Annotated in this window: 21 protein-coding genes; 16 read left to right on the top strand and 5 right to left on the bottom strand. The window is 58.4% G+C overall.

Annotation, left to right across the window (positions count from 1 at the left end; all coding sequences use genetic code 11):
* Positions 1–8 precede the first annotated feature (8 nt).
* From endA to metK, 4 genes are all read right to left on the bottom strand, one after another.
* Positions 9–716, bottom strand: a complete 708-nt coding sequence (endA, locus tag ACMWKA_RS09110; protein WP_013098661.1) for a deoxyribonuclease I — start codon at positions 714–716, stop codon at positions 9–11.
* A 94-nt stretch (positions 717–810) separates the two neighbouring features.
* Positions 811–1308: a SprT family zinc-dependent metalloprotease gene (locus ACMWKA_RS09105; RefSeq protein WP_003860035.1), complete on the bottom strand. Its 498-nt coding sequence runs from the start codon at positions 1306–1308 to the stop codon at positions 811–813.
* A gap of 58 nt (positions 1309–1366) precedes the next feature.
* The gene (gene galP / locus ACMWKA_RS09100; RefSeq protein WP_020687062.1) at positions 1367–2764 is read right to left on the bottom strand and encodes a galactose/proton symporter; all 1398 of its coding nucleotides are present in this window, start codon (positions 2762–2764) and stop codon (positions 1367–1369) included.
* Between the two features lie 350 nt (positions 2765–3114).
* A complete protein-coding gene (metK, locus tag ACMWKA_RS09095) occupies positions 3115–4269 on the bottom strand; it encodes a methionine adenosyltransferase (RefSeq protein ID WP_013098658.1) in 1155 nt (384 codons plus the stop codon).
* A 663-nt stretch (positions 4270–4932) separates the two neighbouring features.
* On the opposite strand from metK, the gene yqgB reads away from it, so the two are divergent.
* The 3 genes from yqgB (at position 4933) to speB (ending at position 8256) form a co-directional block, all read left to right on the top strand.
* Complete coding sequence (yqgB, locus tag ACMWKA_RS09090) at positions 4933–5064, top strand: acid stress response protein YqgB (protein ID WP_127312443.1); 132 nt, start codon at positions 4933–4935, stop codon at positions 5062–5064.
* Positions 5065–5072: 8 nt separating this feature from the next.
* Positions 5073–7049, top strand: coding sequence for a biosynthetic arginine decarboxylase (speA, locus tag ACMWKA_RS09085; RefSeq protein WP_014833212.1), 1977 nt, complete (start codon positions 5073–5075; stop codon positions 7047–7049).
* Between the two features lie 286 nt (positions 7050–7335).
* Positions 7336–8256: an agmatinase gene (gene speB / locus ACMWKA_RS09080; RefSeq protein ID WP_002434404.1), complete on the top strand. Its 921-nt coding sequence runs from the start codon at positions 7336–7338 to the stop codon at positions 8254–8256.
* A 3-nt stretch (positions 8257–8259) separates the two neighbouring features.
* Here speB and ACMWKA_RS09075 read toward each other — a convergent pair whose 3' ends face one another.
* Positions 8260–9471 (bottom strand): MFS transporter, encoded by a 1212-nt coding sequence (locus tag ACMWKA_RS09075; RefSeq protein WP_013098655.1) that lies wholly within the window; start codon positions 9469–9471, stop codon positions 8260–8262.
* Between the two features lie 414 nt (positions 9472–9885).
* On the opposite strand from ACMWKA_RS09075, the gene ACMWKA_RS09070 reads away from it, so the two are divergent.
* From ACMWKA_RS09070 to ACMWKA_RS09010, 13 genes are all read left to right on the top strand, one after another.
* Positions 9886–10209 carry a Rieske (2Fe-2S) protein gene (locus ACMWKA_RS09070; RefSeq protein ID WP_038983552.1) on the top strand — a complete coding sequence of 108 codons (324 nt, stop codon included), beginning with the start codon at positions 9886–9888 and terminating at the stop codon, positions 10207–10209.
* The gene (locus ACMWKA_RS09065; RefSeq protein ID WP_414760138.1) at positions 10206–10514 is read left to right on the top strand and encodes a recombinase-like helix-turn-helix domain-containing protein; all 309 of its coding nucleotides are present in this window, start codon (positions 10206–10208) and stop codon (positions 10512–10514) included. Before ACMWKA_RS09070 ends, ACMWKA_RS09065 begins: the two co-directional genes overlap by 4 nt.
* Before the next feature lie 10 nt (positions 10515–10524).
* Positions 10525–11547 carry an aromatic ring-hydroxylating oxygenase subunit alpha gene (locus tag ACMWKA_RS09060; protein ID WP_013098652.1) on the top strand — a complete coding sequence of 341 codons (1023 nt, stop codon included), beginning with the start codon at positions 10525–10527 and terminating at the stop codon, positions 11545–11547.
* Positions 11547–12296: an SDR family oxidoreductase gene (locus tag ACMWKA_RS09055; protein WP_045293245.1), complete on the top strand. Its 750-nt coding sequence runs from the start codon at positions 11547–11549 to the stop codon at positions 12294–12296. Before ACMWKA_RS09060 ends, ACMWKA_RS09055 begins: the two co-directional genes overlap by 1 nt.
* A 12-nt stretch (positions 12297–12308) precedes the next feature.
* Positions 12309–13097 (top strand): IclR family transcriptional regulator, encoded by a 789-nt coding sequence (locus tag ACMWKA_RS09050; RefSeq protein ID WP_058650473.1) that lies wholly within the window; start codon positions 12309–12311, stop codon positions 13095–13097.
* A gap of 78 nt (positions 13098–13175) precedes the next feature.
* A complete protein-coding gene (locus ACMWKA_RS09045) occupies positions 13176–14102 on the top strand; it encodes a VOC family protein (protein WP_414760137.1) in 927 nt (308 codons plus the stop codon).
* Positions 14099–15286 (top strand): NAD(P)/FAD-dependent oxidoreductase, encoded by a 1188-nt coding sequence (locus ACMWKA_RS09040; RefSeq protein WP_414760136.1) that lies wholly within the window; start codon positions 14099–14101, stop codon positions 15284–15286. Before ACMWKA_RS09045 ends, ACMWKA_RS09040 begins: the two co-directional genes overlap by 4 nt.
* Before the next feature lie 25 nt (positions 15287–15311).
* Positions 15312–16568 carry an MFS transporter gene (locus ACMWKA_RS09035; RefSeq protein ID WP_414760135.1) on the top strand — a complete coding sequence of 419 codons (1257 nt, stop codon included), beginning with the start codon at positions 15312–15314 and terminating at the stop codon, positions 16566–16568.
* Between the two features lie 10 nt (positions 16569–16578).
* On the top strand, positions 16579–17109 hold the full coding sequence (locus ACMWKA_RS09030; RefSeq protein ID WP_013098646.1) for a cupin domain-containing protein: 531 nt from the start codon (positions 16579–16581) through the stop codon (positions 17107–17109).
* Between the two features lie 9 nt (positions 17110–17118).
* Positions 17119–17889 carry an alpha/beta fold hydrolase gene (locus ACMWKA_RS09025; RefSeq protein WP_414760134.1) on the top strand — a complete coding sequence of 257 codons (771 nt, stop codon included), beginning with the start codon at positions 17119–17121 and terminating at the stop codon, positions 17887–17889.
* Positions 17873–18667 carry an SDR family oxidoreductase gene (locus tag ACMWKA_RS09020; RefSeq protein WP_020687070.1) on the top strand — a complete coding sequence of 265 codons (795 nt, stop codon included), beginning with the start codon at positions 17873–17875 and terminating at the stop codon, positions 18665–18667. Before ACMWKA_RS09025 ends, ACMWKA_RS09020 begins: the two co-directional genes overlap by 17 nt.
* 9 nt (positions 18668–18676) lie before the next feature.
* Complete coding sequence (locus tag ACMWKA_RS09015; RefSeq protein ID WP_023621587.1) at positions 18677–19447, top strand: aspartate dehydrogenase; 771 nt, start codon at positions 18677–18679, stop codon at positions 19445–19447.
* A gap of 9 nt (positions 19448–19456) precedes the next feature.
* Positions 19457–20926 (top strand): aldehyde dehydrogenase, encoded by a 1470-nt coding sequence (locus ACMWKA_RS09010; RefSeq protein ID WP_414760133.1) that lies wholly within the window; start codon positions 19457–19459, stop codon positions 20924–20926.
* Positions 20927–20934 lie beyond the last annotated feature (8 nt).

The following is a 20934-nucleotide window of genomic DNA, read 5'->3' as shown; positions in this document are numbered from 1 at the left end:
AGTGTAGGTTAGCTCTTTTGCGCCTGGCAAGCCCGCTGGACGTAAGGGTTATGATTCCCCTGGACCCTGGCGATGCGTTCGTCGCGCTGACATTCCCACTCGGTGACCGGGTATTGTTTATTCCAGGCGTTAAACAGTTGGGTTTGCTGGCGGGAAAGGTTGAGGTTGTAACGATCGCGCATATAGAAGTACGTGCGGGCAATGCTGCCGCGTGCCCGGGCGGGTGGCTCAGCGACTTTCTCTTTAAAATCAACCTTCATACCGCACTGGCCGTACTGACCTTCGCCACCGTTCCACTGGCTGTACATAAAGTTGCCGCGATCGCCATTGACTTCGCCAACCGCCGGCTGCAGGTTGTGCATATCGCTTTCCATCTGACGATAGACCGGATCTTTGGCGCAGTTTTTACGTCCGCCATCCTGCCAGCACTGGCGCTGATGGCCAAACTGCCATGCCGGAACCACATGTTCCCACTCGATGCGGCTGGCGCGGTTTTCGTTTTTACGCACCTTATAGCCGCAGGATTCAAGGTCAACGATCCCTTTTTTACCCTGCCAGTTAATTTTGCAGCCACAGTAGAAATCGCCCGGCACGTCAGCGTTGACCTTCACGCCTGCCGCTTTGGCCTGGGAGAAACTGTTGATACCGTCGGCCAGAGCCTGGCCGGAGAGGGCCGTTGTCAAAAAGGCAACCGCGAGAGAGAAATTACGGGACATCTTACACTCCGTGTCAAAATGAGCCCGCAACGTAGCGAAAGTTGTTCCGGTATGCAATCAGCCAGATCAGGAAAGTTCCTGAAAGTTCAGTTGGTTATTCTGCGACCAGTGGCTCGCCGCACTTCACGCAGCGGTAGGTTGCCTCGCCGCGTACCACACGGTTATGGCGACGAACGGTGAGCTGATGCTGCTGGCACTGGCAGCGGTAGGGGAAGGTATTACGGCGTACCGATTCCAGTTCAAACTGATGAGTCCGGCGTGCCGGAACGCCGAGCACCGCCTCCATCATCCATTTCCACTCTTTGCCGTGCGGAGCCACGCGGCCGAAGTGTTTCCATACCAGAAGGTGTGCCAGTTCGTGCGGTACCACCTCCTCAATAAACGCCTGTTGATTTTCCATCATCAGAACCGGGTTCAGGCGGATCTCATAGGATTCCAGCCAGGCGGTACCCGCCGCGGTTCCTCGCTGCTGGTAGACGAGTTTCGGCTCCGGATAATTACGGCCGAGCTTCAGGTTGGCCTGGGCGAGTTTTTCCCGCAGGCTGCGCATAACGGCCTGCTGAATGGCGATGGGGAGACGGGGTGCTTTCATAGGGGCAGAGCATAAAGCGCGAAGCGGGGAGGCGCAAGAGGCGCCTCCCGCAAGAGGATTAGTCGTGTGCGCCAATTTCGCGCAGCGGACGACCTTTCATCAGATTACGTTCAATGTGTTCCAGTGAAACGTGTTTGGTTTCAGGAACCAGCCAGACGGTGAGAACAATAAAGAACAGGTTCAGACCGGCGTAGACCCAGAAGGTGTTCGCATTGCCCAGCGTGTTGAGCATGGTGAGGAACGTGGCACCGACGATCATGTTGGCAATCCAGTTGGTCGCGGTAGAGCAGGTGATACCGAAATCACGCCCTTTCAGCGGCTGGATTTCAGAGCACAGAACCCAAATCAGCGGACCGGCACTCATTGCAAACCCGACGATAAACATCAGCAGCATACCTACCGCCAGGTACTGCGCGGTTGGAGAGTGAATGCCCATGTGCATCATGGTACCGAGAATCCCCATACCGGCGGCCATCACCAGGAAGCCCAGGGTCAGCGTTGGCTTACGTCCCCAGCGATCGACCAGACCGATCGCGATGAAGGTCGCCAGCACGTTGGTCAGCCCCACGATCACGGTGCCCCACATCTGCTCGGTGGTATTGGTATAACCCGCCAGTTCAAAGATTTTTGGCGCGTAATACATGATGACGTTCATCCCGGTGAACTGCTGCATTACCTGTAACAGCACGCCAAGGAACACCGCGCGGCGGAAGTTGCTGTTCTCTTTGAACAGTGCCCAGCCAGACTGTTTCACCTTCAGGCTTTCGCGGATCTCTTCCAGCTCATTCTTCGCCTCTGCGCTGGTATCTCGCAGGCGTAAGAGTACCCGTTCAGCATCGTGGAAGCGGCGTTTGGCGGCAAACCAGCGCGGGCTGTCCGGCAGGAAGAAGACGCCAATCAGCAGCAGAACAGCTGGAATGATGATCACGCCCAGCATCCAGCGCCATGCGCCGCTGTAGCTGAACGCGGTATCGGACAGGTAAGCGCCCAAAATACCGATGGTGATCATCAGCTGGTACATCGAAATCATACTGCCGCGGATTTTCTCCGGCGCGATTTCTGACAGGTAAAGCGGCGCGGTATAAGACGCCACGCCCACGGCCAGCCCCAACAGCACGCGGGAAAGAATAAGCACTTCAACGTTAGGGGCGGCGGCAGAGAAGAGGGAACCGGCGACGAAGAGGATCGCGCCAATCATCAGGCTCTTTTTACGTCCCAGCTTGAAAGAGAGCCAGCCGCTGCCGACGGCCCCGACGGCCGCGCCAAACATCATGGAGCTGACCACCCATTCCTGGGTGTGTGCGTTAATCTGGAATTCGTCTGCGATGAAGGGAAGAGCGCCGGCAATCACGCCGATATCCAGGCCAAAGAGTAATCCTGCCAGGGCGGCAAGGAAGCAGACGAAGAAAGTCATCGCCTTGTTGGACGTACGCCCCTGTTTATTATTGTCAGGCATTATGCCCTCCAGTTGGGTTATCAGTTTTATCGATGTTAAGGGTAGGTGAGCGACCCGTAAAAATATGTGAGACAAATCACAATGGTGTAATCGGTTACACTAAGCTGCAACCGTAAAAATAATTAAAGCTTTGAAAATATAGAGGTAAATTAATTGATGTGCATCGCGTTTGTTTGAATTTCAGACTTAACTGAAAGGAAATGTAACAGCAGAAGAAAGGCGATCATGCAAAGAGAATATTCTGAAAGCGGGGTATAGAAAGTGAGGTGTAAGCGGTTCCAAACATTGCCGCCACCCGCCATAAAAAAGGCCAGCACAAAGGCTGGCCTGTTTAAGCAGCGGGTAGTCGATTACTTCAAACCGGCAGCTTCACGCAGCAGAGCGGCTTTGTCGGTTTTTTCCCATGGGAAATGTTCGCGACCAAAGTGACCGTATGCAGCAGTTTCTTTGTAGATTGGGTGCAGCAGATCCAGCATCTGAATCAGGCCGTATGGACGCAGGTCGAAGAACTCGCGCACCAGCAGGGTCAGCTGTTCTGAAGGCACTTTTTCAGTACCGAAGGTTTCAACCATGATGGAGGTTGGCTCTGCCACGCCGATGGCGTAGGAAACCTGGATCTCACAGCGGTCAGCCAGGCCTGCAGCAACGATGTTTTTCGCCACATAGCGTGCAGCGTAAGCAGCAGAACGGTCCACTTTTGATGGATCTTTACCGGAGAATGCACCACCACCGTGACGCGCCATGCCGCCGTAGGTATCAACGATGATTTTACGACCGGTCAGACCGCAGTCACCCATTGGGCCGCCAATCACAAAGCGTCCGGTTGGGTTGATGAAGTATTTGGTTGCGCTGCTCAGCCATTCGGTTGGCAGAACAGGCTTGATGATCTCTTCCATCACTGCTTCCTGCAGGGATTTCTGATCGATATCTTCGGCATGCTGGGTAGACAGAACTACCGCGTCAATGCCGACGATTTTGCCGTCGTCATACTGGAAGGTCACCTGGCTTTTTGCATCCGGGCGCAGCCATGGCAGGGTGCCGTTTTTACGCACTTCAGCCTGGCGCTGCACCAGACGGTGCGCGTAGGTCACCGGTGCTGGCATCAGCACGTCGGTTTCGTTGGTTGCATAGCCGAACATCAGGCCCTGGTCGCCCGCGCCCTGTTCCAGCGGATCGGCACGGTCAACGCCCTGGTTGATGTCTGGAGACTGTTTACCAATTGCGCTCAGAACCGCGCAGGAATTGGCATCAAAGCCCATATCAGAATGTACATAACCGATCTCACGTACCGTGTTACGGGTGATCTCTTCGATATCAACCCATGCGCTGGTGGTGATCTCACCGCCAACCAGAACCATGCCGGTTTTGACATAGGTTTCACACGCTACGCGCGCTTTCGGATCCTGAGTCAGGATCGCATCCAGCACCGCATCGGAGATTTGGTCAGCAATTTTATCAGGATGTCCTTCTGATACGGACTCGGACGTAAACAGGTGTTTTGCCATGTTTTATTTCACCTAAGAGGAATTTGGTTAGCTCAAGCTGCTGTGTGGAATAGCCAAAGGAGATAATTCTACCAAGGCCGCAGGTTTTTTGACACTGGCAGTATGAGTGTTAATCAGTATAGATGGATTAACATCTGGATGGCTATTTTAGGTCACTTCTTCGCCCGATTTCCAGTTTTTTTTGACAACGCTCTCACTGAGTTGAATTCATTACTGGAAATTTTTCCTGACGCTCCTGGCAACCCGCGTATTTATCTTTTGCTTTTTACCCCTGTTCTCGGTATAAAACGCGGCGCGCGGCTCATACCAAAAAAGCGCTCGATGAACTCATCGTGTCGCCACTTCCAGCCGGGTTAAGCAGTGAACTTTTAGCTTTGGCTTGTGGTCCGTTTCAGCAGAGGCGGCCGTGGAGGTGATACGAGATAATGAACCATCGTTTTCCGCTAATTCAGCGCAGCCGTTCTGGCGCGCATTTGATTCCCGCAACCCGCATTTCTAGTCTGCAAACCTGCCGATGTTATACCCATCTCGGCGCTTCTCAGGATTCCAGAGCCGGTCACGCTTTGTGAAAACTGAACAAGGGCGCTCTTGTTAATACAAGAGTTTTCTCGTGGTTTCGCCGAACCTTGTCATACAGAGTTCGGATACGTGTTTTACAATGATATGAATAAGAAACCGGTCGCACGGTCTGGATTTCAGCATACTCTGCTGGGAAACGGAGCCGTTTATGGGTTGTTATCGCCGTATAACGCTGCGATAGTAGTCAACTGTTTTACACTTAATACAAAGAGTTGAGGTTCGCTATGTCTGACGACATGTCTTCTTTTTCGCCTTCGTCAGCGGGCGAACAGGGTGTACTACGTTCCATGCAGGAGGTTGCGATGAGCTCCCAGGAAGCCAGCAAGATGCTGCGCACTTACAATATTGCCTGGTGGGGCAATAACTACTACGACGTCAACGAGCTGGGCCACATCAGCGTCTGCCCGGACCCGGACGTCCCTGAAGCGCGCGTGGATCTCGCCAAACTGGTGAAAGCACGTGAGGCGCAGGGCCAGCGTTTGCCTGCACTGTTCTGCTTCCCGCAGATCCTGCAACACCGTCTGCGTTCTATTAACGCCGCGTTCAAGCGTGCGCGTGAATCTTACGGTTACAAAGGCGACTACTTCCTGGTTTACCCCATCAAGGTGAACCAGCACCGCCGCGTCATTGAATCCCTGATCCACTCCGGCGAACCGCTGGGCCTGGAAGCGGGTTCAAAAGCAGAGCTGATGGCCGTACTGGCGCATGCGGGCATGACCCGTTCAGTGATCGTCTGTAACGGCTATAAAGACCGTGAATACATTCGTCTGGCGCTGATTGGCGAGAAGATGGGCCATAAGGTCTATCTGGTTATCGAGAAGATGACAGAAATCGCTATCGTGCTGGAAGAAGCCGAGCGCCTGAACGTGGTGCCACGTCTTGGCGTGCGTGCGCGTCTGGCCTCGCAGGGTTCCGGTAAATGGCAGTCCTCCGGCGGCGAAAAATCTAAATTCGGTCTGGCGGCAAACCAGGTACTGCAACTGGTGGAAATTCTGCGCGAGCGCGGTCGTCTGGACAGCATTCAACTGCTGCACTTCCACCTCGGTTCGCAGATGGCCAACATTCGTGATATCGCTACCGGCGTGCGTGAGTCAGCGCGTTTCTACGTTGAGCTGCACAAGCTCGGCGTCAATATTCAGTGCTTTGACGTGGGTGGCGGCCTGGGCGTGGACTATGAAGGTACCCGCTCGCAGTCCGACTGCTCCGTGAACTACGGCCTGAACGAATACGCGAACAACATTATCTGGGCGATTGGCGATGCCTGTGAAGAGCACGGCCTGCCGCACCCGACGGTGATCACCGAGTCTGGCCGCGCGGTGACCGCGCACCATACGGTGCTGGTCTCTAACATCATCGGCGTTGAGCGCAGCGAAATCACCGAAGCGACGCCTCCGCAAGACGATGCCCCGCGTTCGCTGCAAAGCATGTGGGAAACCTGGCAGGAGATGCACGAGCCAGGCACGCGCCGTTCACTGCGCGAATGGCTGCACGACAGCCAGATGGACCTGCATGATATTCACGTCGGCTACTCTTCAGGCACCTTTAGCCTGCAGGAGCGCGCGTGGGCCGAGCAGCTTTATTTGAACATGTGCCATGAAGTGCAGAAACAGCTGGACCCGAGCAACCGTGCGCACCGTCCGATTATCGACGAATTGCAGGAACGTATGGCGGACAAGATTTACGTCAACTTCTCGCTGTTCCAGTCGATGCCGGATGCCTGGGGTATCGATCAGTTGTTCCCGGTTCTGCCGCTGGAAGGGCTGAACCACGCCCCGGAACGTCGTGCGGTGCTGCTGGACATCACCTGTGACTCCGACGGTGCCATTGACCACTATGTTGACGGCGACGGTATCGCAACGACCATGCCAATGCCGGAATACGACCCGGAGAACCCGCCAATGCTGGGCTTCTTTATGGTCGGCGCGTATCAGGAGATCCTTGGCAACATGCATAACCTGTTCGGTGATACCGAAGCGGTTGACGTGTTTGTCTTCCCTGACGGCAGCGTGGAAGTGGAGCTGTCCGACGAAGGTGACACCGTGGCGGACATGCTGGAATACGTGCAGCTGGATCCGAAAACCCTGCTGACGCAATTCCGCGATCAGGTGAAAAACACCGGTCTGGATGACGCGCTGCAGCAGCAGTTCCTGGAAGAGTTTGAAGCGGGTCTGTACGGGTACACATACCTGGAAGACGAGTAGGTTGACCTCCCTCTCCCTGTGGGAGAGGGCCGGGGTGAGGGCAACAGGCTGCTGTGCCGCTGATGCCCGGTGGCGCTGCGCTTACCGGGCCTACGAATGTAGGCCGGATAAGGCGGAGCCGTCATCCGGCAGAATGCTATACTCACTTGAACCCGTATGAATTAACGGCGATAATTCGCCCCAATAAGCGATTTACGAATCAATCCCTTCCTCGTCGGGTTTAACGACGCGGAGGGGATTTTTTTTCATCTGTTTTTAACGCATCGACTTTAAAAGAGGTCAGGACATGAGCACTTTAGGTCATCAGTACGACAACTCTCTGGTATCTAACGCGTTTGGTTTTTTACGCCTTCCGATGAACTTCCAGCCGTACGACAGCGATGCTGACTGGGTGATCACCGGCGTGCCGTTTGATATGGCCACATCAGGCCGTGCGGGCGGTCGTCACGGCCCGGCGGCGATCCGTCAGGTTTCCACCAACCTGGCCTGGGAGCATAACCGCTTCCCGTGGAACTTCGACATGCGCGAACGCCTGAACGTGGTGGACTGCGGTGACCTGGTGTACGCCTTCGGTGACGCGCGTGAAATGAGCGAAAAGCTGCAGGCCCACGCCGAGAAACTGCTGGCTGCCGGTAAACGCATGCTCTCCTTCGGTGGCGACCACTTCGTGACCCTGCCGCTGCTGCGCGCCCACGCGAAGCACTTCGGTAAAATGGCGCTGGTGCACTTCGATGCGCACACCGACACCTACGCGAACGGCTGCGAGTTCGACCACGGTACCATGTTCTACACCGCACCGAACGAAGGTCTGATCGATCCTAACCACTCCGTGCAGATCGGTATCCGTACCGAGTTTGACAAAGACAACGGCTTCACCGTGCTGGACGCCTGTCAGGTGAACGATCGCGGCGTGGATGACATCATCGCGCAGGTTAAGCAGATCGTCGGTGATATGCCGGTGTACCTGACCTTCGACATCGACTGTCTGGATCCGGCGTTTGCGCCGGGCACCGGTACGCCGGTGATCGGCGGGCTGACCTCAGACCGCGCCATCAAACTGGTGCGCGGCCTGAAGGATCTGAACATTGTCGGGATGGACGTGGTGGAAGTGGCGCCTGCCTATGACCAGTCCGAGATCACCGCGCTGGCCGCGGCGACCCTGGCACTGGAAATGCTCTATATCCAGGCTGCGAAAAAAGGCGAATAAGCCTTACGCGCTGATTGCTGCTGCGCGACGCATGCGCAGCAGCAACATTCCCCCCGCCAGCAGGGTGATAATCTGCGACACCACCAGCACGGAAAAGCCAGAGCTGACCGACCCCACCGATCTCATCACCATCCCCATCAGCAGTGGAATAAAGGCGGCACAAATATTGCCGATCCCATTAATGATGCCGTACGCGCTTCCCACCGCCTCCCGCGCGGCGTGATGTTGGATCACCGCCGGAATGGCCGCGCCCTGAAGTCCCCAGAAGACGTTAGCCGACAGCATAAACAGCGCCAGCCAGGCAGGCTGATGGCTGAGCATCAGCGCGATCACGGACAACGCCGTCAGCGCCCCGCCCGCGACAAACAGCAGCGGTGCCTGTTCCGGCCGCATTTTATCGAGCAGTACCCCGCCAAGGAATTTTGAGCCCAGGCTCAACAGGAAGGGGATGGCAGCGAGCATGCCCGTGGCGTGCAGCGAGAAGTGATGTTCGTCGCGTAGCCACGCCGGGAGCCAGGCGCTGCTCCCCCAGAGATAGCTCAGCGTGGCGATTTCAACCAGCAGGATCCAGCCCAACAGCGGGGTTTGCCACGCAAGCATCACTGTCTCTGCGAGCCCCCGTTTGTGCATTTTTACTGTACCGCGCGGTGCCGGCAGGAAACGCCAGATCAGGCCGCCACCGAGCACCAGGTTGATTGCCGCCAGCGCATAAAACGATCCGGCCCAGCCCAGATGGGCCATCAGCCAGGTCACCAGCGGAAAGCCCACGGCCAGACCGAGTGAGACGCCCAGTGCGGTCACGGCGTTGGGTTTGCCAACCTCTTCCGCACGAAAGTTATCGCTGATAAAGCGGGTTTTCAGTGAAAAGAGCGGTCCCTCAGCGATCCCCAGAATCACACGGGCGATGAGCATTCCCATTAGCGATCCGAGTAAGGGAGAAATGGCGCAGACCAGAGCCCAAATCGCAATGCTGCTTAATAATCCATGTCGATAATGCAGTTTGCTTTCGATAACCGGTGTTAATAATAAAGCCGATAATCCATAACCCAGAAGAAAGCAGGTCATTAACATTCCTTGTAACATTCTGTTTTCATTTAACTGGAAATGTTCGGCAAATTCCGGGTTTAAAATCATCACCGAGATATTTACCCGGTCAATGTAGGAAATAATAATGAGAAATAACAGTGCAATTGTGCCTTGCCATCTTGCCGTCATATTGCCCGCCTTATGCGTTCTCGCATTTATATTTTTATCAATGTGATTGTCACGGATGTAAAATGGTTCACCAGTGAAACTTATTGTTTTTAAAGATGTGTTTTTAAATGTGTTTCATGGGTGAAACACGGTGCTTTTTCAGTTGTTTATTTTTAAGGAAGAAAAAGAAAAGAAGTCAATATTTTTTATTTGCGCTTTGAGTTCATCACTAAAACGTATTCATTCACGCCTTAATAATGAAAATTTCATATCGCTGCATTTTTTCGTGATCCCTTGCACACTTAGCTTATTAATTGTCGATTGATTAACAAATTCGTCACATTGACGCTTGACGAAACATTCATCGCTTTTATATTGACCGTATTAAATAAGAAACAGAGTTTCATATATGAAACAAAAGCCTGGAGGATCGTGATGAGCTGGATAGGCGTATGTGACGCAGAACAAGTACAGGAAGATTTCCCTTTTAGCGGCAACGTTGAAGGTAAAGAGATCGGCGTTTATTTAATCGACGGCGAATATTACGCGCTGGAAGACGTATGCCCGCACGCCTATGCGCTGCTGAGTCAGGGCTTTGTCGAGGACGGCAAAGTGGAATGCCCGCTGCACGAGGCGGTGTTCGACGTCAAAACCGGCCAGTGCCTGCAAGGCCCCGGAGGCCGAAACCTCAACCGCTACCCGGTTCGGGTATTTGAAAACCAAATCCAGATTACTTTTGTCGAGGAGACCGTGGCATGAGCGACATCCTGAACTTCAACCCGGCGCTGCCCGAAAGCCGCCAGTTTACGCCCCCGGCAGAGGGCGGGAACGGCGCCATTCATAAACCGGGTGAGTATCAGAACCTGATCTGGCAGACCCGCAGCCGGGTGCCGGAAAACTGGGAAATGAGCCTTATCGCCACGCTGGAAGATCTCTTTGAGCAGGGCGTTGAAACCTTGCCGGAGCTGGTCAACGGGCTGAACGCGGTGCGCATGCATGACCAGCAGGGCGAGCCGTGGAGCGACGCCAGCTTCCAGGCATTATTACAGGTTAACGGCTACTGAGGACGACGCGATGACAACTACCGTACAAAACTATCTCGATAAAGGTCTGCGTGGCCTCTGGTATCCGGTGCTGGCGAGCTGGGAAGTGCAGTCTGCGCCCGTGGGCATTACTCGTCTGGGCGAACAGATTGTGGTCTGGCGCAATAAAGATGGTCAGGTGCAGGCGCTGGAAGACCGCTGTCCGCACCGCGGCGCGCGTCTGTCGATGGGCTGGAACCTCGGCGACCGCATCGCCTGCTGGTATCACGGCGTGGAAGTGGCGGGAAACGGTGAAGTGAAAGACGTGCCCGCCGTGGACAAATGTCCGCTGGTCGGCCAGCAGTGCGTGCGCAGCTATCAGGTGCAGGAGGCGCACGGTGCCATCTTCCTGTGGTTTGGCGTCACCGCCGATCAGCAGCCGGACGAGCTGACCTTCCCGGATGAACTCGCCGACACGGAACATTTCAGCAACTTCCTCTGCACCGCAGCCTGGAAATGTAACTACCAGTACGCGCTGGAAAACGTGATGGATCCGATGCACGGTACGTATCTCCACTCCTCCTCGCACTCGATGGCGGAAGGGGATCGCAAGGCCGACATGGTCCTGCAGCCGACGAAGACCGGCTTTATCTTCGAGAAAAAAGGGCAGAGCGGCGTTAACTTCGACTGGGTGGAGCTGGGCAATAGCGGCACCTGCTGGATGCGACTCTCCATTCCCTATAAGAAGCGTTTCGGACCGGGTGGCCACTTCTTCATCGTTGGCATGGTGGTGCCGGAAGATAACGACAACTGCCGCGTCTTCTTCTGGCGTATCCGCCGCGTACAGGGCTGGCAGCGCGATATGTGGCGCTTCATGTACCGCAACCGCCTGGAAAAGCTGCACTGGGAGGTGCTGGAGCAGGACCGCGTGGTGCTGGAAAGCCTGGCGCCAAACGCCCGCGACCACGAATACCTGTACCAGCACGATGTCGGCCTCTCGCGCCTGCGCCGCATGATGCAAAAGGCCGCTAAAGAGCAACTGGCGATGCGTGAAGCGCAGCAGGGAGCGGCCTGATGAATGCGCTGCTGAGCGGAAAACGCATTGTGGTGACCGGCGCCGCGCGCGGGCTGGGCTATCACTTCGCCAGCGCCTGCGCGGAGCAGGGTGCCGCGGTGGTGATGTGCGACATTCTTGAAGGCGAGCTGGCCGAAAGCGCACACGCTCTGCGGGCACAGGGTTATACGATCGAATCGCACGTTATCGATCTCGCCGATCCGGCCTCCATTGAGCAGGTGTTTAATGCGGTTGGCGAGCAGGGACAGATTGACGGGCTGGTAAATAACGCGGCGATGGCGACCGGCGTGGGCGGCAAAAACATGCTCGATTACGACCCGGATCTGTGGGACCGGGTAATGCGCGTCAACGTCAAAGGCACCTGGCTGGTGACGCGCGCCGCCGTGCCGCTGCTGCGCGATGGCGCAGGGATCGTGAACGTGGCGTCCGACACAGCACTTTGGGGCGCGCCGCGCCTGATGGCCTACGTCGCCAGCAAAGGGGCCGTGATTGCCATGACCCGCTCAATGGCGCGCGAGCTTGGTGAAAAGCGTATTCGAATCAACGCCATCGCGCCGGGACTGACCCGCGTCGAGGCAACGGAATATGTTCCCGCCGAACGACACCAACTCTACGAAAACGGCCGGGCGTTAACAGGGGCACAGCAGCCGGAAGATGTCACCGGCAGCGTGGTCTGGCTGTTAAGCGATCTGTCGCGTTTTATCACCGGGCAGCTGATCCCGGTTAACGGCGGTTTTGTCTTTAACTAAGGTAGGGCGATGATGGCAAACGATCAGGAAGTGAAGTATCTAGTACCGGGGCTGGAGCGTGGCCTGCAGCTGCTGTTAGCCTTTGGCGAGCAGCATCGCGAACTGACCTTTGCCGAGCTGCACCGGCTGGTGGATATGCCGAAGGCCACCGCCTACCGCGTGGTGCAGACCCTGGAGTATATGGGCTTTCTGGAGCGCAACACCCGTACCAATACCTTCTCGCTCGGCATGAACGTGCTGCGTCTGGGTTTTGAGTACATCGCCTCGCTGGATGTGGCGCAGGTGGGTCAGCCGGTGATTGAACAACTGCGCGACGTAAGCCAGTGCAGCAGCCATCTGGCGATCCGCGATGGGCGCGACATCATCTACATCGCCCGCGTCAGCGCCGCCGGATCACGCATCAACCAGGTCAGCATTGGTACCCGTTTGCCGGTGCACTGCACCTCGCTTGGCCGTATGCTGTTGACCGATATTTCCCGCGCCGATTTCGAACAGCTGTTCCCGCAGGAGCGCCTGCCGGGCAACACACCGGGTCAGCTTTACGATCGTGAAGCCCTGTGGCAGATGGTGCAGCAGGACAAAGCCCGGGGGTACGTGATCGGTGAATCCTTCTTCCGCCACGGTATCTCCTCCATCGTTTATCCGGTGTTTGACCGAAGCCATCGCGTGGCGGCGGTAGTGAGCATTCTGGTGCCGTCGGAAGAGATCCCACAAGCCGACCGCGAGCGACTGCAAAACGAGGTTCGTCTGGCGGCGGACAAAATTTCTGGCTTCTTAGGGTATTTATCACAGGCCAGTTAAATCAGTGAGTTAACGTCAGGCGCTTTGCTGCGTCGGGCATGTTTTACGCCCAATTTGGGCCAGATGAGGCAACGAACGATGAGTGTAACCGGAATTGAAAAGCTGGAATTTGGCGTTGAAGACCTGACGCACTGCGCCAAATTTATGCGTGATTTTGGCCTGACGGGCGATGCCAGCGGCCAGCGTTTTACCACCCTGAGCGGCGCGCGCGTGGAACTTAACCCGATCGACAGCCCCGACCTGCCCCCGGCGTTTGAAGCGGGCAACACCCTGCGCCGCATGACGTGGGCGGTTGCCGCACAGTCAGATCTGGATGCGCTGCGCCCGAAGCTTGCGCAGCAGCCCGGCTTTCGCGAAGTGGGTGATGCCCTGGAGTGTCTTGACCCGAACGGCATGACGCTGCGTGTGCAGGTCAGCCAGCAGAGCGACGTGAAACTGAATGTTGAGCCGATCAACCAGTGGGGCGACGCTCGCCGTATCGACACCCCCAGCCCGGTTTACGATCGCGCCCAGCCTATTAACGTGGGGCACGTGGTGTTCTTCGTGGAGGAGCTCGCGGCGGTGGAGACATTTTACCGCGAGGTGCTCGGCTTCCAGGTCTCTGACCGCTACATCAACCGCGCCGTGTTTCTGCGCTGCGGCGTGCGCGGGGGGCATCACAACCTGTTCCTGCTGCAGCTGCCGAACCGCAAGCGCGGCCTGAACCACGTGGCCTTTACCGTGCGCGATATTCACGAAGTGATCGGCGGCGGGATTGCGATGAACAAAAACGCCTGGAGCACGTTTATCGGACCCGGCCGCCATCCGGTGTCGTCAGCCTACTTCTGGTACGTCAACAGCCCGACCGGCGGGGCGTTCGAGTATTACACCAATGACGACTACCTGACGGAAAACTGGCAGCCGCGCGAGCTGGAGCATTCGCTGGTCTCCTTTACCGAGTGGGCGGTGGAAGGCGGGATCGATCACGACACGCGCCGCCAGCAGAAAAAACCGGAGGTGGTATGACGTCGCGCATTGTCATTATTGGTGGCGGTCAGGCGGGAGGCTGGGCGGCGAAAACCCTGCGCGACGAGGGCTTTGACGGTGAGATCTGCGTGGTGGCGGAAGAGGCGTGGGATTTCTATGAACGTCCACCGCTGTCGAAAGCGGCTCTGCTGGAGACGGACGCGACGCTTCCGCGACTCTTTACTGAAGAGGCTCAGCAGGCGCTGAATCTGACCTGGTACCGTCCGCTGCGCGCGGAGCTGATTGACCGCAATGCGAAAACGGTGCGTTTGAGCAACGGCGAGCTTCTTAGTTACAACATACTGTTAATTGCCACCGGAGGGCGGGCGCGCTTGCCGGGCGAGGCATGGTCTGTGCATCCGCAGGTCTACACCCTCCGCCACTGGCAGGACGCGCAGCGCCTGAAACGTCGGCTTGTGGAAAGTCAAAAGCTGGCGATTGTGGGCGGCGGCTGGATAGGCCTGGAGATTGCCGCTTCTGCGCGCAAAAGCGGCGTCGCGGTCACCCTGTTCGAGCAGCAGCCTGCGCTGTGCATGCGCTCGGTGAGCGGCGAGGTATCGCAGCGCTTAGAGACCATTCACCGTGAGCAGGGCGTGGAGATCCGAACCGGCTGCGGCGCGCTGGAGCTGGAGGACGATAACGGCCTGCCGGTCATTCACTGTGATGGCAAACGTGAAACCTTTGATGCGGTGGTGGTAGGGATCGGCGTCGATCTCAATCTGGAACTGGCGCGCGACGCGGGGCTGCAAACCGAACGCGGGATCGTGGTGGATGCGCAGGGCCGCACGTCGGATCCGTCCATCTTCGCTGCCGGGGATGTGGCACAGCATCATCATTACGGCTTGTGTATTCAGTCCTGGGCCTTCGCCCAGAATCAGGCGGTGGCGGCGGCAAAAGCGATGCTTAACCCCGATGCGGCAGGCTATGACGACGCGCCGTGGCTGTGGTCGGATCAATACCAGCACAACATCCAGATCCTCGGCATTCCGCAGCCGGGCAGCCGCACCATAGTGCGTGAAGACGCGCTGTACTTCTCGCTGGACGAAAACGGGCGCCTGACGCAGCTGGTGGCGTTCAACGATGCGCGCACCGTCAAGCTGGCGAAGCGCTGGATGGCGGCCGGGCGGGATTTATCAGACGTGCCGCTCGCCGACCCGACTTTTTCACTGATGTCATTGCGATAGCTAACCCGCACCCGTAGGGGGAGACATGACCACATTAGAGACCAACACCGCGCCCGTTGAGGCGAGCGGTGAGGGGACCCGCTCGCCTGAAAAAGCGGTGCGCTGGGCCATCCCGCTGTCGCTGCTGGCCTGCGTGCTGCTGGCGTTTTTCGACAAAATCAGCATTGCCGCGCTGTTTTCTGATGGCCATTTCCAGCAGGCGATGGGCATCGATTTTGACACCACGCGCCTCGGCATTCTGATGAGCGCCTTCCTGTTGAGCTACGGCTTTTCATCGGTCTTTCTCAGTGGGCTGGGGGACAAAATCGCCCCGCTGCGCCTGCTCACCGGGATGATGGTGGTGTGGTGCGTGCTGATGGTGGCGATGGGCTTTACCCATAACTACACGCTGATGATCGTGCTGCGCATTCTGCTGGGCGTGGCGGAGGGGCCGCTGTTCCCGCTGGCCTTCGCCATTGTGCGCCACAACTTCCCACAGCATCTGCAGGCGCGCGCCACCATGCTCTGGCTGCTGGGCACGCCGGTAGGGGCGGCGATTGGCTTCCCGCTCTCACTCTGGCTGCTGAACACCTTCGGCTGGCAGAGCACCTTCTTCGTGATGGCGATGCTGACCGTACCGGTGCTGATCTTCGTGCGCGTCGGTCTGCGCGGGATCCGTCTGGAGGCGAAAAGCGATACGTCACAGACCTCCCGGGACGAACGGCGTGCCGCACGGCGCGAGCTGTTTGTCAGCCCGCACTTCTGGATCATCTGCATCTTTAACATCGCTTTCCTGACCTACCTGTGGGGCATTAACGGCTGGCTGCCGGGCTACCTGATCAAGGGGAAGGGCATTCACCTGGAACATGCGGGCTGGCTGTCGTCGATGCCATTCATCGCCATGCTGGCGGGGGAAGTGATTGGCGCATGGCTCTCTGACCGGGTCGATAAGCGCGCGGCGGCCTGCTTTATCTCCATGGCGGGGGCCGCTGTCGGGCTCACGGCCGTAATGCACCTCGATACCCCGCTGACCATCATCGCGGCGATGAGCTTCAGCACCTTCATGTGGGGCACCGGTGCACCCAACATTTTCGCCCTGCTGGCAAAGGCCACCCATCCACGGGTGAGCGCCACGGCGGGCGGCATTTTCAACGGGCTGGGAAACTTTGCGGGCGCGCTGTCGCCAGCGGTGATGGGCGCGCTTATCGCCTTCACCCACAGCATGGATTCCGGGCTGATTTTTCTGGCGGTGATGGCGGCGGTGGGCTGCGTCCTGTTACTGCCGCTGCTGAGACGTTACTGAGGAGAGTGTCATGACTGATTCAACCGTAACCAACCCATCTGGCATCAAACCTGACCACCTGACGATGGAAGAGTGGGTCGAGTCCCGTATTGCGCGCTTTGAGGGCCGTAAATACGACTGGAACGCGCTGAAGTTCCAGGCCGATTTTGACCCGAAATACCGCCGCGCGCAGATGCGCTATATCGGCACCGGCGCTACCGGCGTGGCGAGCGACACCAACACCGTACAGGCGGAGCATTTTACCTTTTCCACCATGGTACTGCCGTCGAAGTGCGAAGGGCCGCTGCATCTGCACGACGATGTGGAAGAGGTGTTCTTCATGCTCAAAGGGCAGATCACGCTGATGATCCAGGACGGCGATAACTACACCGAAACCGTGCTGCGCGAGCGTGACCTGATCTCCGTTCCGCCGGGGATCTATCGCGGGCTGTTTAACCACGGCGAAGAAGAGGCGCTGATGTGCGTCATGCTGGGCACCAACAAGCCTGAAATTCCGACCTACCCGGCGGACCATCCGCTCTCGAAAGTGAAGCGGAACTAAGGGGGCATGATGACGGGTTTTCGTGAACAGGGAAGCGGCATTCCGCTGATGCTGCTGCACGGGATCAGCTCTGGCGCAGCCTCCTGGCACAAGCAGATGGCGCTGAACGGTTTTCGCGTGCTGGCGTGGGACATGCCCGGTTATGGCGAAAGCCCGATGCTGGCCGCGGAACGGGCGAACGCGGGGGATTACGCCGATGCGCTGGCGGCGATGCTTGACCGGGCTGGCGTGTGGCAGGCGGTGCTGGTGGGCCATTCACTCGGGGCACTGGTTGCCAGCGCCTTTGCGGCGAAATATCCGGATCGTGTGCTGCATCTGGTGCTGGCGGACGCTGCGCAGGGTTACGGCCAGGCCGCGCCGGAGCAGCGCGAGCAGGTCTGGCGCAGCCGTGAGCAACAGATTGCACTCGGCGGCGAAATCCTCGCGCAAACCCGCGCCGCAAAACTGCTGCGTCCCGGCGCGCGTGAAGCGGATATCGCCACCGTGGCAGCGGGCATGCGCAGGCTTCGCCCCGAGGGCTACCTCGCCGCCGCGTGGATGCTGGCGCACGACGATATTCATGGCTGGCTGAAGCGCTATTCAGGCAATTTTGAAGTGTGGTGCGGCGAGCAGGATGCGATCACGCAACGCGAGCTGGTGCAGGGGCTGGCGCTGCGCTACGGCATGCCGTTTATCGCTATTGCCCAGGCGGGACATGCCAGCTATCTCGATAACGACGCGTTTTTTAACCAACAGCTTTTACGTATTAACGAAGAGGTGCGCGATGAATGCACAAATTGACGGACGCGTAGCGGTCGTCACCGGCGGTTCTTCTGGTATTGGCTTTGAAACGCTACGCCTGCTGCTGGGCGAGGGGGCAAAAGTGGCCTTCTGTGGCCGCGATCCGGATCGCCTCGCCAGCGCCCATGCCGCGCTGCATAACGAATACCCCGACGGGGAGGTTTTCTCTTATCGCTGCGACGTGCTGAACGCTGACGAGATGCAGGCCTTCGCGGATGCCGTTCAGGTGCGCTTTGGTGCCGTGGACATGCTGATCAACAACGCCGGGCAGGGATACGTGGCGCACTTCCATGACACCCCGCGCGAGGCGTGGCTGCATGAAGCCGAACTTAAACTGTTTGGCGTGATCAACCCGGTGCAGGCGTTTCAGCCTTTGCTGGAGCAGTCCGACATCGCTTCCATCACCTGCGTGAACTCCCTGCTGGCGCTGCAGCCGGAGGAGCACATGATTGCCACCTCTGCCGCCCGCGCCGCGCTGCTGAATATGACGCTGACGCTCTCAAAAGAGCTGGTGGGCAAAGGCATCCGAGTGAATTCCATATTGCTTGGCATGGTGGAGTCCGGGCAGTGGCAGCGTCGCTTTGAAAACCGGACAGACAAAAGCCAGAGCTGGCCGGAGTGGACGGCGGAGATCGCCCGCAAACGCGGTATTCCGATGGCGCGCCTCGGCAAGCCGCAGGAGCCCGCGCAGGCGCTGCTGTTCCTCGCCTCGCCGCTGGCTTCGTTTACCACCGGTGCGGCACTGGACGTTTCCGGCGGCTTTTGCCGCCATCTGTAAGGACACATCATGAAAAAGATTATGTTGATTGGTTTTGGCGCCATGGCGCAGGCGGTGATTGAGCGCCTGCCCGCTGGCGTGGCTATCGGCTGGATTGTGGCGCGCGAGGCCCATCATGCGGCGATTCACGCGCAGCTTGGTGATGCGGTAGTGGCATTGACCTCACCGCTGGAATGCGCGCAAACGCCCGACCTGGTGCTGGAGTGTGCCAGCCAGCAGGCGGTAGCGCAGTACGGTGAGGACATTTTACGTCGCGGCTGGCATCTGGCGGTTATTTCGACCGGCGCACTGGCGGACAGCGCGCTCGAACAGCGCCTGCTCAACGCCGGCGGCAGACTGACGTTGCTCTCCGGGGCGGTAGCCGGTATCGACGGGCTGGCGGCGGCGAAAGAGGGCGGGCTGGCGCGCGTGACCTACCAGTCGCGTAAAAGCCCGGCCAGCTGGCGCGGCAGCTATGCCGAGCAGCTTATCGATCTTAATTCGGTAACTGCTGCGCAGGTCTTTTTTGAAGGCAGCGCCCGCGAGGCGGCACGACTGTTTCCGGCCAACGCCAACGTGGCGGCCACCGTGGCACTCGGCGGCGTGGGAATGGACGACACGCGCGTACAGCTGATGGTCGACCCGTCAACGAAACGTAACACCCACACGCTGCACGTTGAAGGCGCGTTTGGTGAATTCCATCTGGAGCTAAGCGGCCTGCCGCTTGCCTCTAACCCGAAAACCTCCACCCTGGCGGCACTCAGCGCGGTACGCGCCTGCCGCGAGCTGGCCATGAGCTGAGGAGTGACGATGGACGATCTGAAGATATTTATCGGCGGCCAGTGGCGACACGGTGGCGGCAACCCGATGCAGAGCTATTTCCCGGCAGACGGGTCGATCAACGCGACGTTGAATGCGGCCAGTCCCGACGATCTGCATGACGTGATCGAGGCCGGCGAGCGCGCGTGGCGCGATCCCGCCTGGCGCCACAGCCTGCCGCATACACGGGCGAAGATCCTGCACAAGGTGGCAGATCTCATTGAATCCCGCGTCGACGAGCTGGCGCAGATGCAGAGCCGCGATAACGGCAAGCCGCTGGCGGAGGCCCGCGGGCTGGTAATAAGCGCGGCGGGAACGGCGCGCTACTTTGCCGCCGCCTGCGAGCTGCTGGAAGGGGAACTTCCGACGCCGCGCCAGCCGGATTTACTGACCCTGAGCCGCTATGAGCCGCTCGGCGTGGTGGCGGCCATCACGCCGTGGAACTCGCCGATTGCCAGCGAGATGCAGAAGGTCGCTCCGGCCATTGCCGCGGGTAACGCGGTGATCCTCAAGCCCGCCGAAGCCACGCCGCTGATGGCGCTGGAGCTGGCGCGGATATTTGAACAGGCCGGGCTGCCCGCCGGGCTGCTGAGCGTGCTACCGGGCAAAGGCTCGGTGATTGGCGACGCGCTGGCACGCCACCCTAAGGTACGCAAAATTTCCTTTACCGGCGGTACCACCACGGGCCGTCACCTGGCCCACGTGGCGGCGGAAAAACTGATCCCGGCATCGCTGGAGCTGGGCGGAAAATCGCCGACTATCGTGCTGGAGGATGCGGATATCGAGCAGGCCGCGCGCGGGATCTGCTACGGCATTTTCAGCTCGGCGGGGCAGGCGTGCATCGCCGGTTCACGGCTGTTTATCCACGAGAGCCTTTACGCCCCGCTGATGGCGCGGCTGCTGGAGTTAACCCGCGGTCTGCGCGTCGGACATCCGTTTACCGACGGTGTCCACGTTGGGCCGCTGATCAATGAAAAACATCGTCAGAGCGTACAGGCGTACGTTGAGCTGGCAAAGCGTGAAGGGGGCCGCGTGCTGTGCGGTGGGGAGATCCCGGCCGATCCCACGCTGGCAAGCGGCAGCTTCTTCCTGCCAACGATTATCGAAGGGCTGAGCAACAGCGCCCGTGTCTGCCAGGAGGAGATCTTTGGCCCGGTGCTGGTGGCGATGCCGTTTCGCGATGAAACCTCGCTTATCCGCGAGGCCAACGACTCGGTTTACGGCCTGGCCGCCGGGATCTGGACACGCGATACCGGGCGCGCGCTGCGCTTAAGCGAACAGCTTGAGGCCGGCACGGTGTGGATCAACACCTACAAAGTGTTTGCGATTTCGACCCCGTTCGGGGGCTTTAAAGAGAGCGGTCTGGGCCGCGAGAAGGGCATTCAGGGGCTGAAAGCCTGGATGCAGCAAAAGAGCATTTATCTGGCGACGGGTAACAGCGTCAACCACTGGTGCGACTGAGAAAGGGT

Source organism: Enterobacter sp. 03-F-07-AD-ECC (assembly GCF_047530935.1).
Lineage (GTDB): Bacteria > Pseudomonadota > Gammaproteobacteria > Enterobacterales > Enterobacteriaceae > Enterobacter > Enterobacter cloacae.
This window is presented reverse-complemented; position numbering and strand designations above follow the sequence as displayed.

Excerpts from the sequence above, each read along its gene's own strand:
- ACMWKA_RS09015 (WP_023621587.1), top strand. The coding sequence starts at position 18,677 with ATGAAAAAGATTATGTTGATTGGTTTTGGCGCCATGGCGCAGGCGGTG.
- ACMWKA_RS09030 (WP_013098646.1), top strand. The coding sequence starts at position 16,579 with ATGACTGATTCAACCGTAACCAACCCATCTGGCATCAAACCTGACCAC.
- ACMWKA_RS09060 (WP_013098652.1), top strand. The coding sequence starts at position 10,525 with ATGACAACTACCGTACAAAACTATCTCGATAAAGGTCTGCGTGGCCTC.
- ACMWKA_RS09105 (WP_003860035.1), bottom strand. The coding sequence starts at position 1,308 with ATGAAAGCACCCCGTCTCCCCATCGCCATTCAGCAGGCCGTTATGCGC.
- ACMWKA_RS09020 (WP_020687070.1), top strand. The coding sequence starts at position 17,873 with ATGAATGCACAAATTGACGGACGCGTAGCGGTCGTCACCGGCGGTTCT.
- ACMWKA_RS09070 (WP_038983552.1), top strand. The coding sequence starts at position 9,886 with ATGAGCTGGATAGGCGTATGTGACGCAGAACAAGTACAGGAAGATTTC.
- yqgB (WP_127312443.1), top strand. The coding sequence starts at position 4,933 with ATGAATAAGAAACCGGTCGCACGGTCTGGATTTCAGCATACTCTGCTG.
- ACMWKA_RS09040 (WP_414760136.1), top strand. The coding sequence starts at position 14,099 with ATGACGTCGCGCATTGTCATTATTGGTGGCGGTCAGGCGGGAGGCTGG.
- speB (WP_002434404.1), top strand. The coding sequence starts at position 7,336 with ATGAGCACTTTAGGTCATCAGTACGACAACTCTCTGGTATCTAACGCG.
- ACMWKA_RS09075 (WP_013098655.1), bottom strand. The coding sequence starts at position 9,471 with ATGACGGCAAGATGGCAAGGCACAATTGCACTGTTATTTCTCATTATT.
- ACMWKA_RS09055 (WP_045293245.1), top strand. The coding sequence starts at position 11,547 with ATGAATGCGCTGCTGAGCGGAAAACGCATTGTGGTGACCGGCGCCGCG.
- metK (WP_013098658.1), bottom strand. The coding sequence starts at position 4,269 with ATGGCAAAACACCTGTTTACGTCCGAGTCCGTATCAGAAGGACATCCT.
- ACMWKA_RS09010 (WP_414760133.1), top strand. The coding sequence starts at position 19,457 with ATGGACGATCTGAAGATATTTATCGGCGGCCAGTGGCGACACGGTGGC.
- ACMWKA_RS09065 (WP_414760138.1), top strand. The coding sequence starts at position 10,206 with ATGAGCGACATCCTGAACTTCAACCCGGCGCTGCCCGAAAGCCGCCAG.
- ACMWKA_RS09050 (WP_058650473.1), top strand. The coding sequence starts at position 12,309 with ATGGCAAACGATCAGGAAGTGAAGTATCTAGTACCGGGGCTGGAGCGT.
- endA (WP_013098661.1), bottom strand. The coding sequence starts at position 716 with ATGTCCCGTAATTTCTCTCTCGCGGTTGCCTTTTTGACAACGGCCCTC.
- speA (WP_014833212.1), top strand. The coding sequence starts at position 5,073 with ATGTCTGACGACATGTCTTCTTTTTCGCCTTCGTCAGCGGGCGAACAG.
- ACMWKA_RS09035 (WP_414760135.1), top strand. The coding sequence starts at position 15,312 with ATGACCACATTAGAGACCAACACCGCGCCCGTTGAGGCGAGCGGTGAG.
- ACMWKA_RS09045 (WP_414760137.1), top strand. The coding sequence starts at position 13,176 with ATGAGTGTAACCGGAATTGAAAAGCTGGAATTTGGCGTTGAAGACCTG.
- ACMWKA_RS09025 (WP_414760134.1), top strand. The coding sequence starts at position 17,119 with ATGACGGGTTTTCGTGAACAGGGAAGCGGCATTCCGCTGATGCTGCTG.
- galP (WP_020687062.1), bottom strand. The coding sequence starts at position 2,764 with ATGCCTGACAATAATAAACAGGGGCGTACGTCCAACAAGGCGATGACT.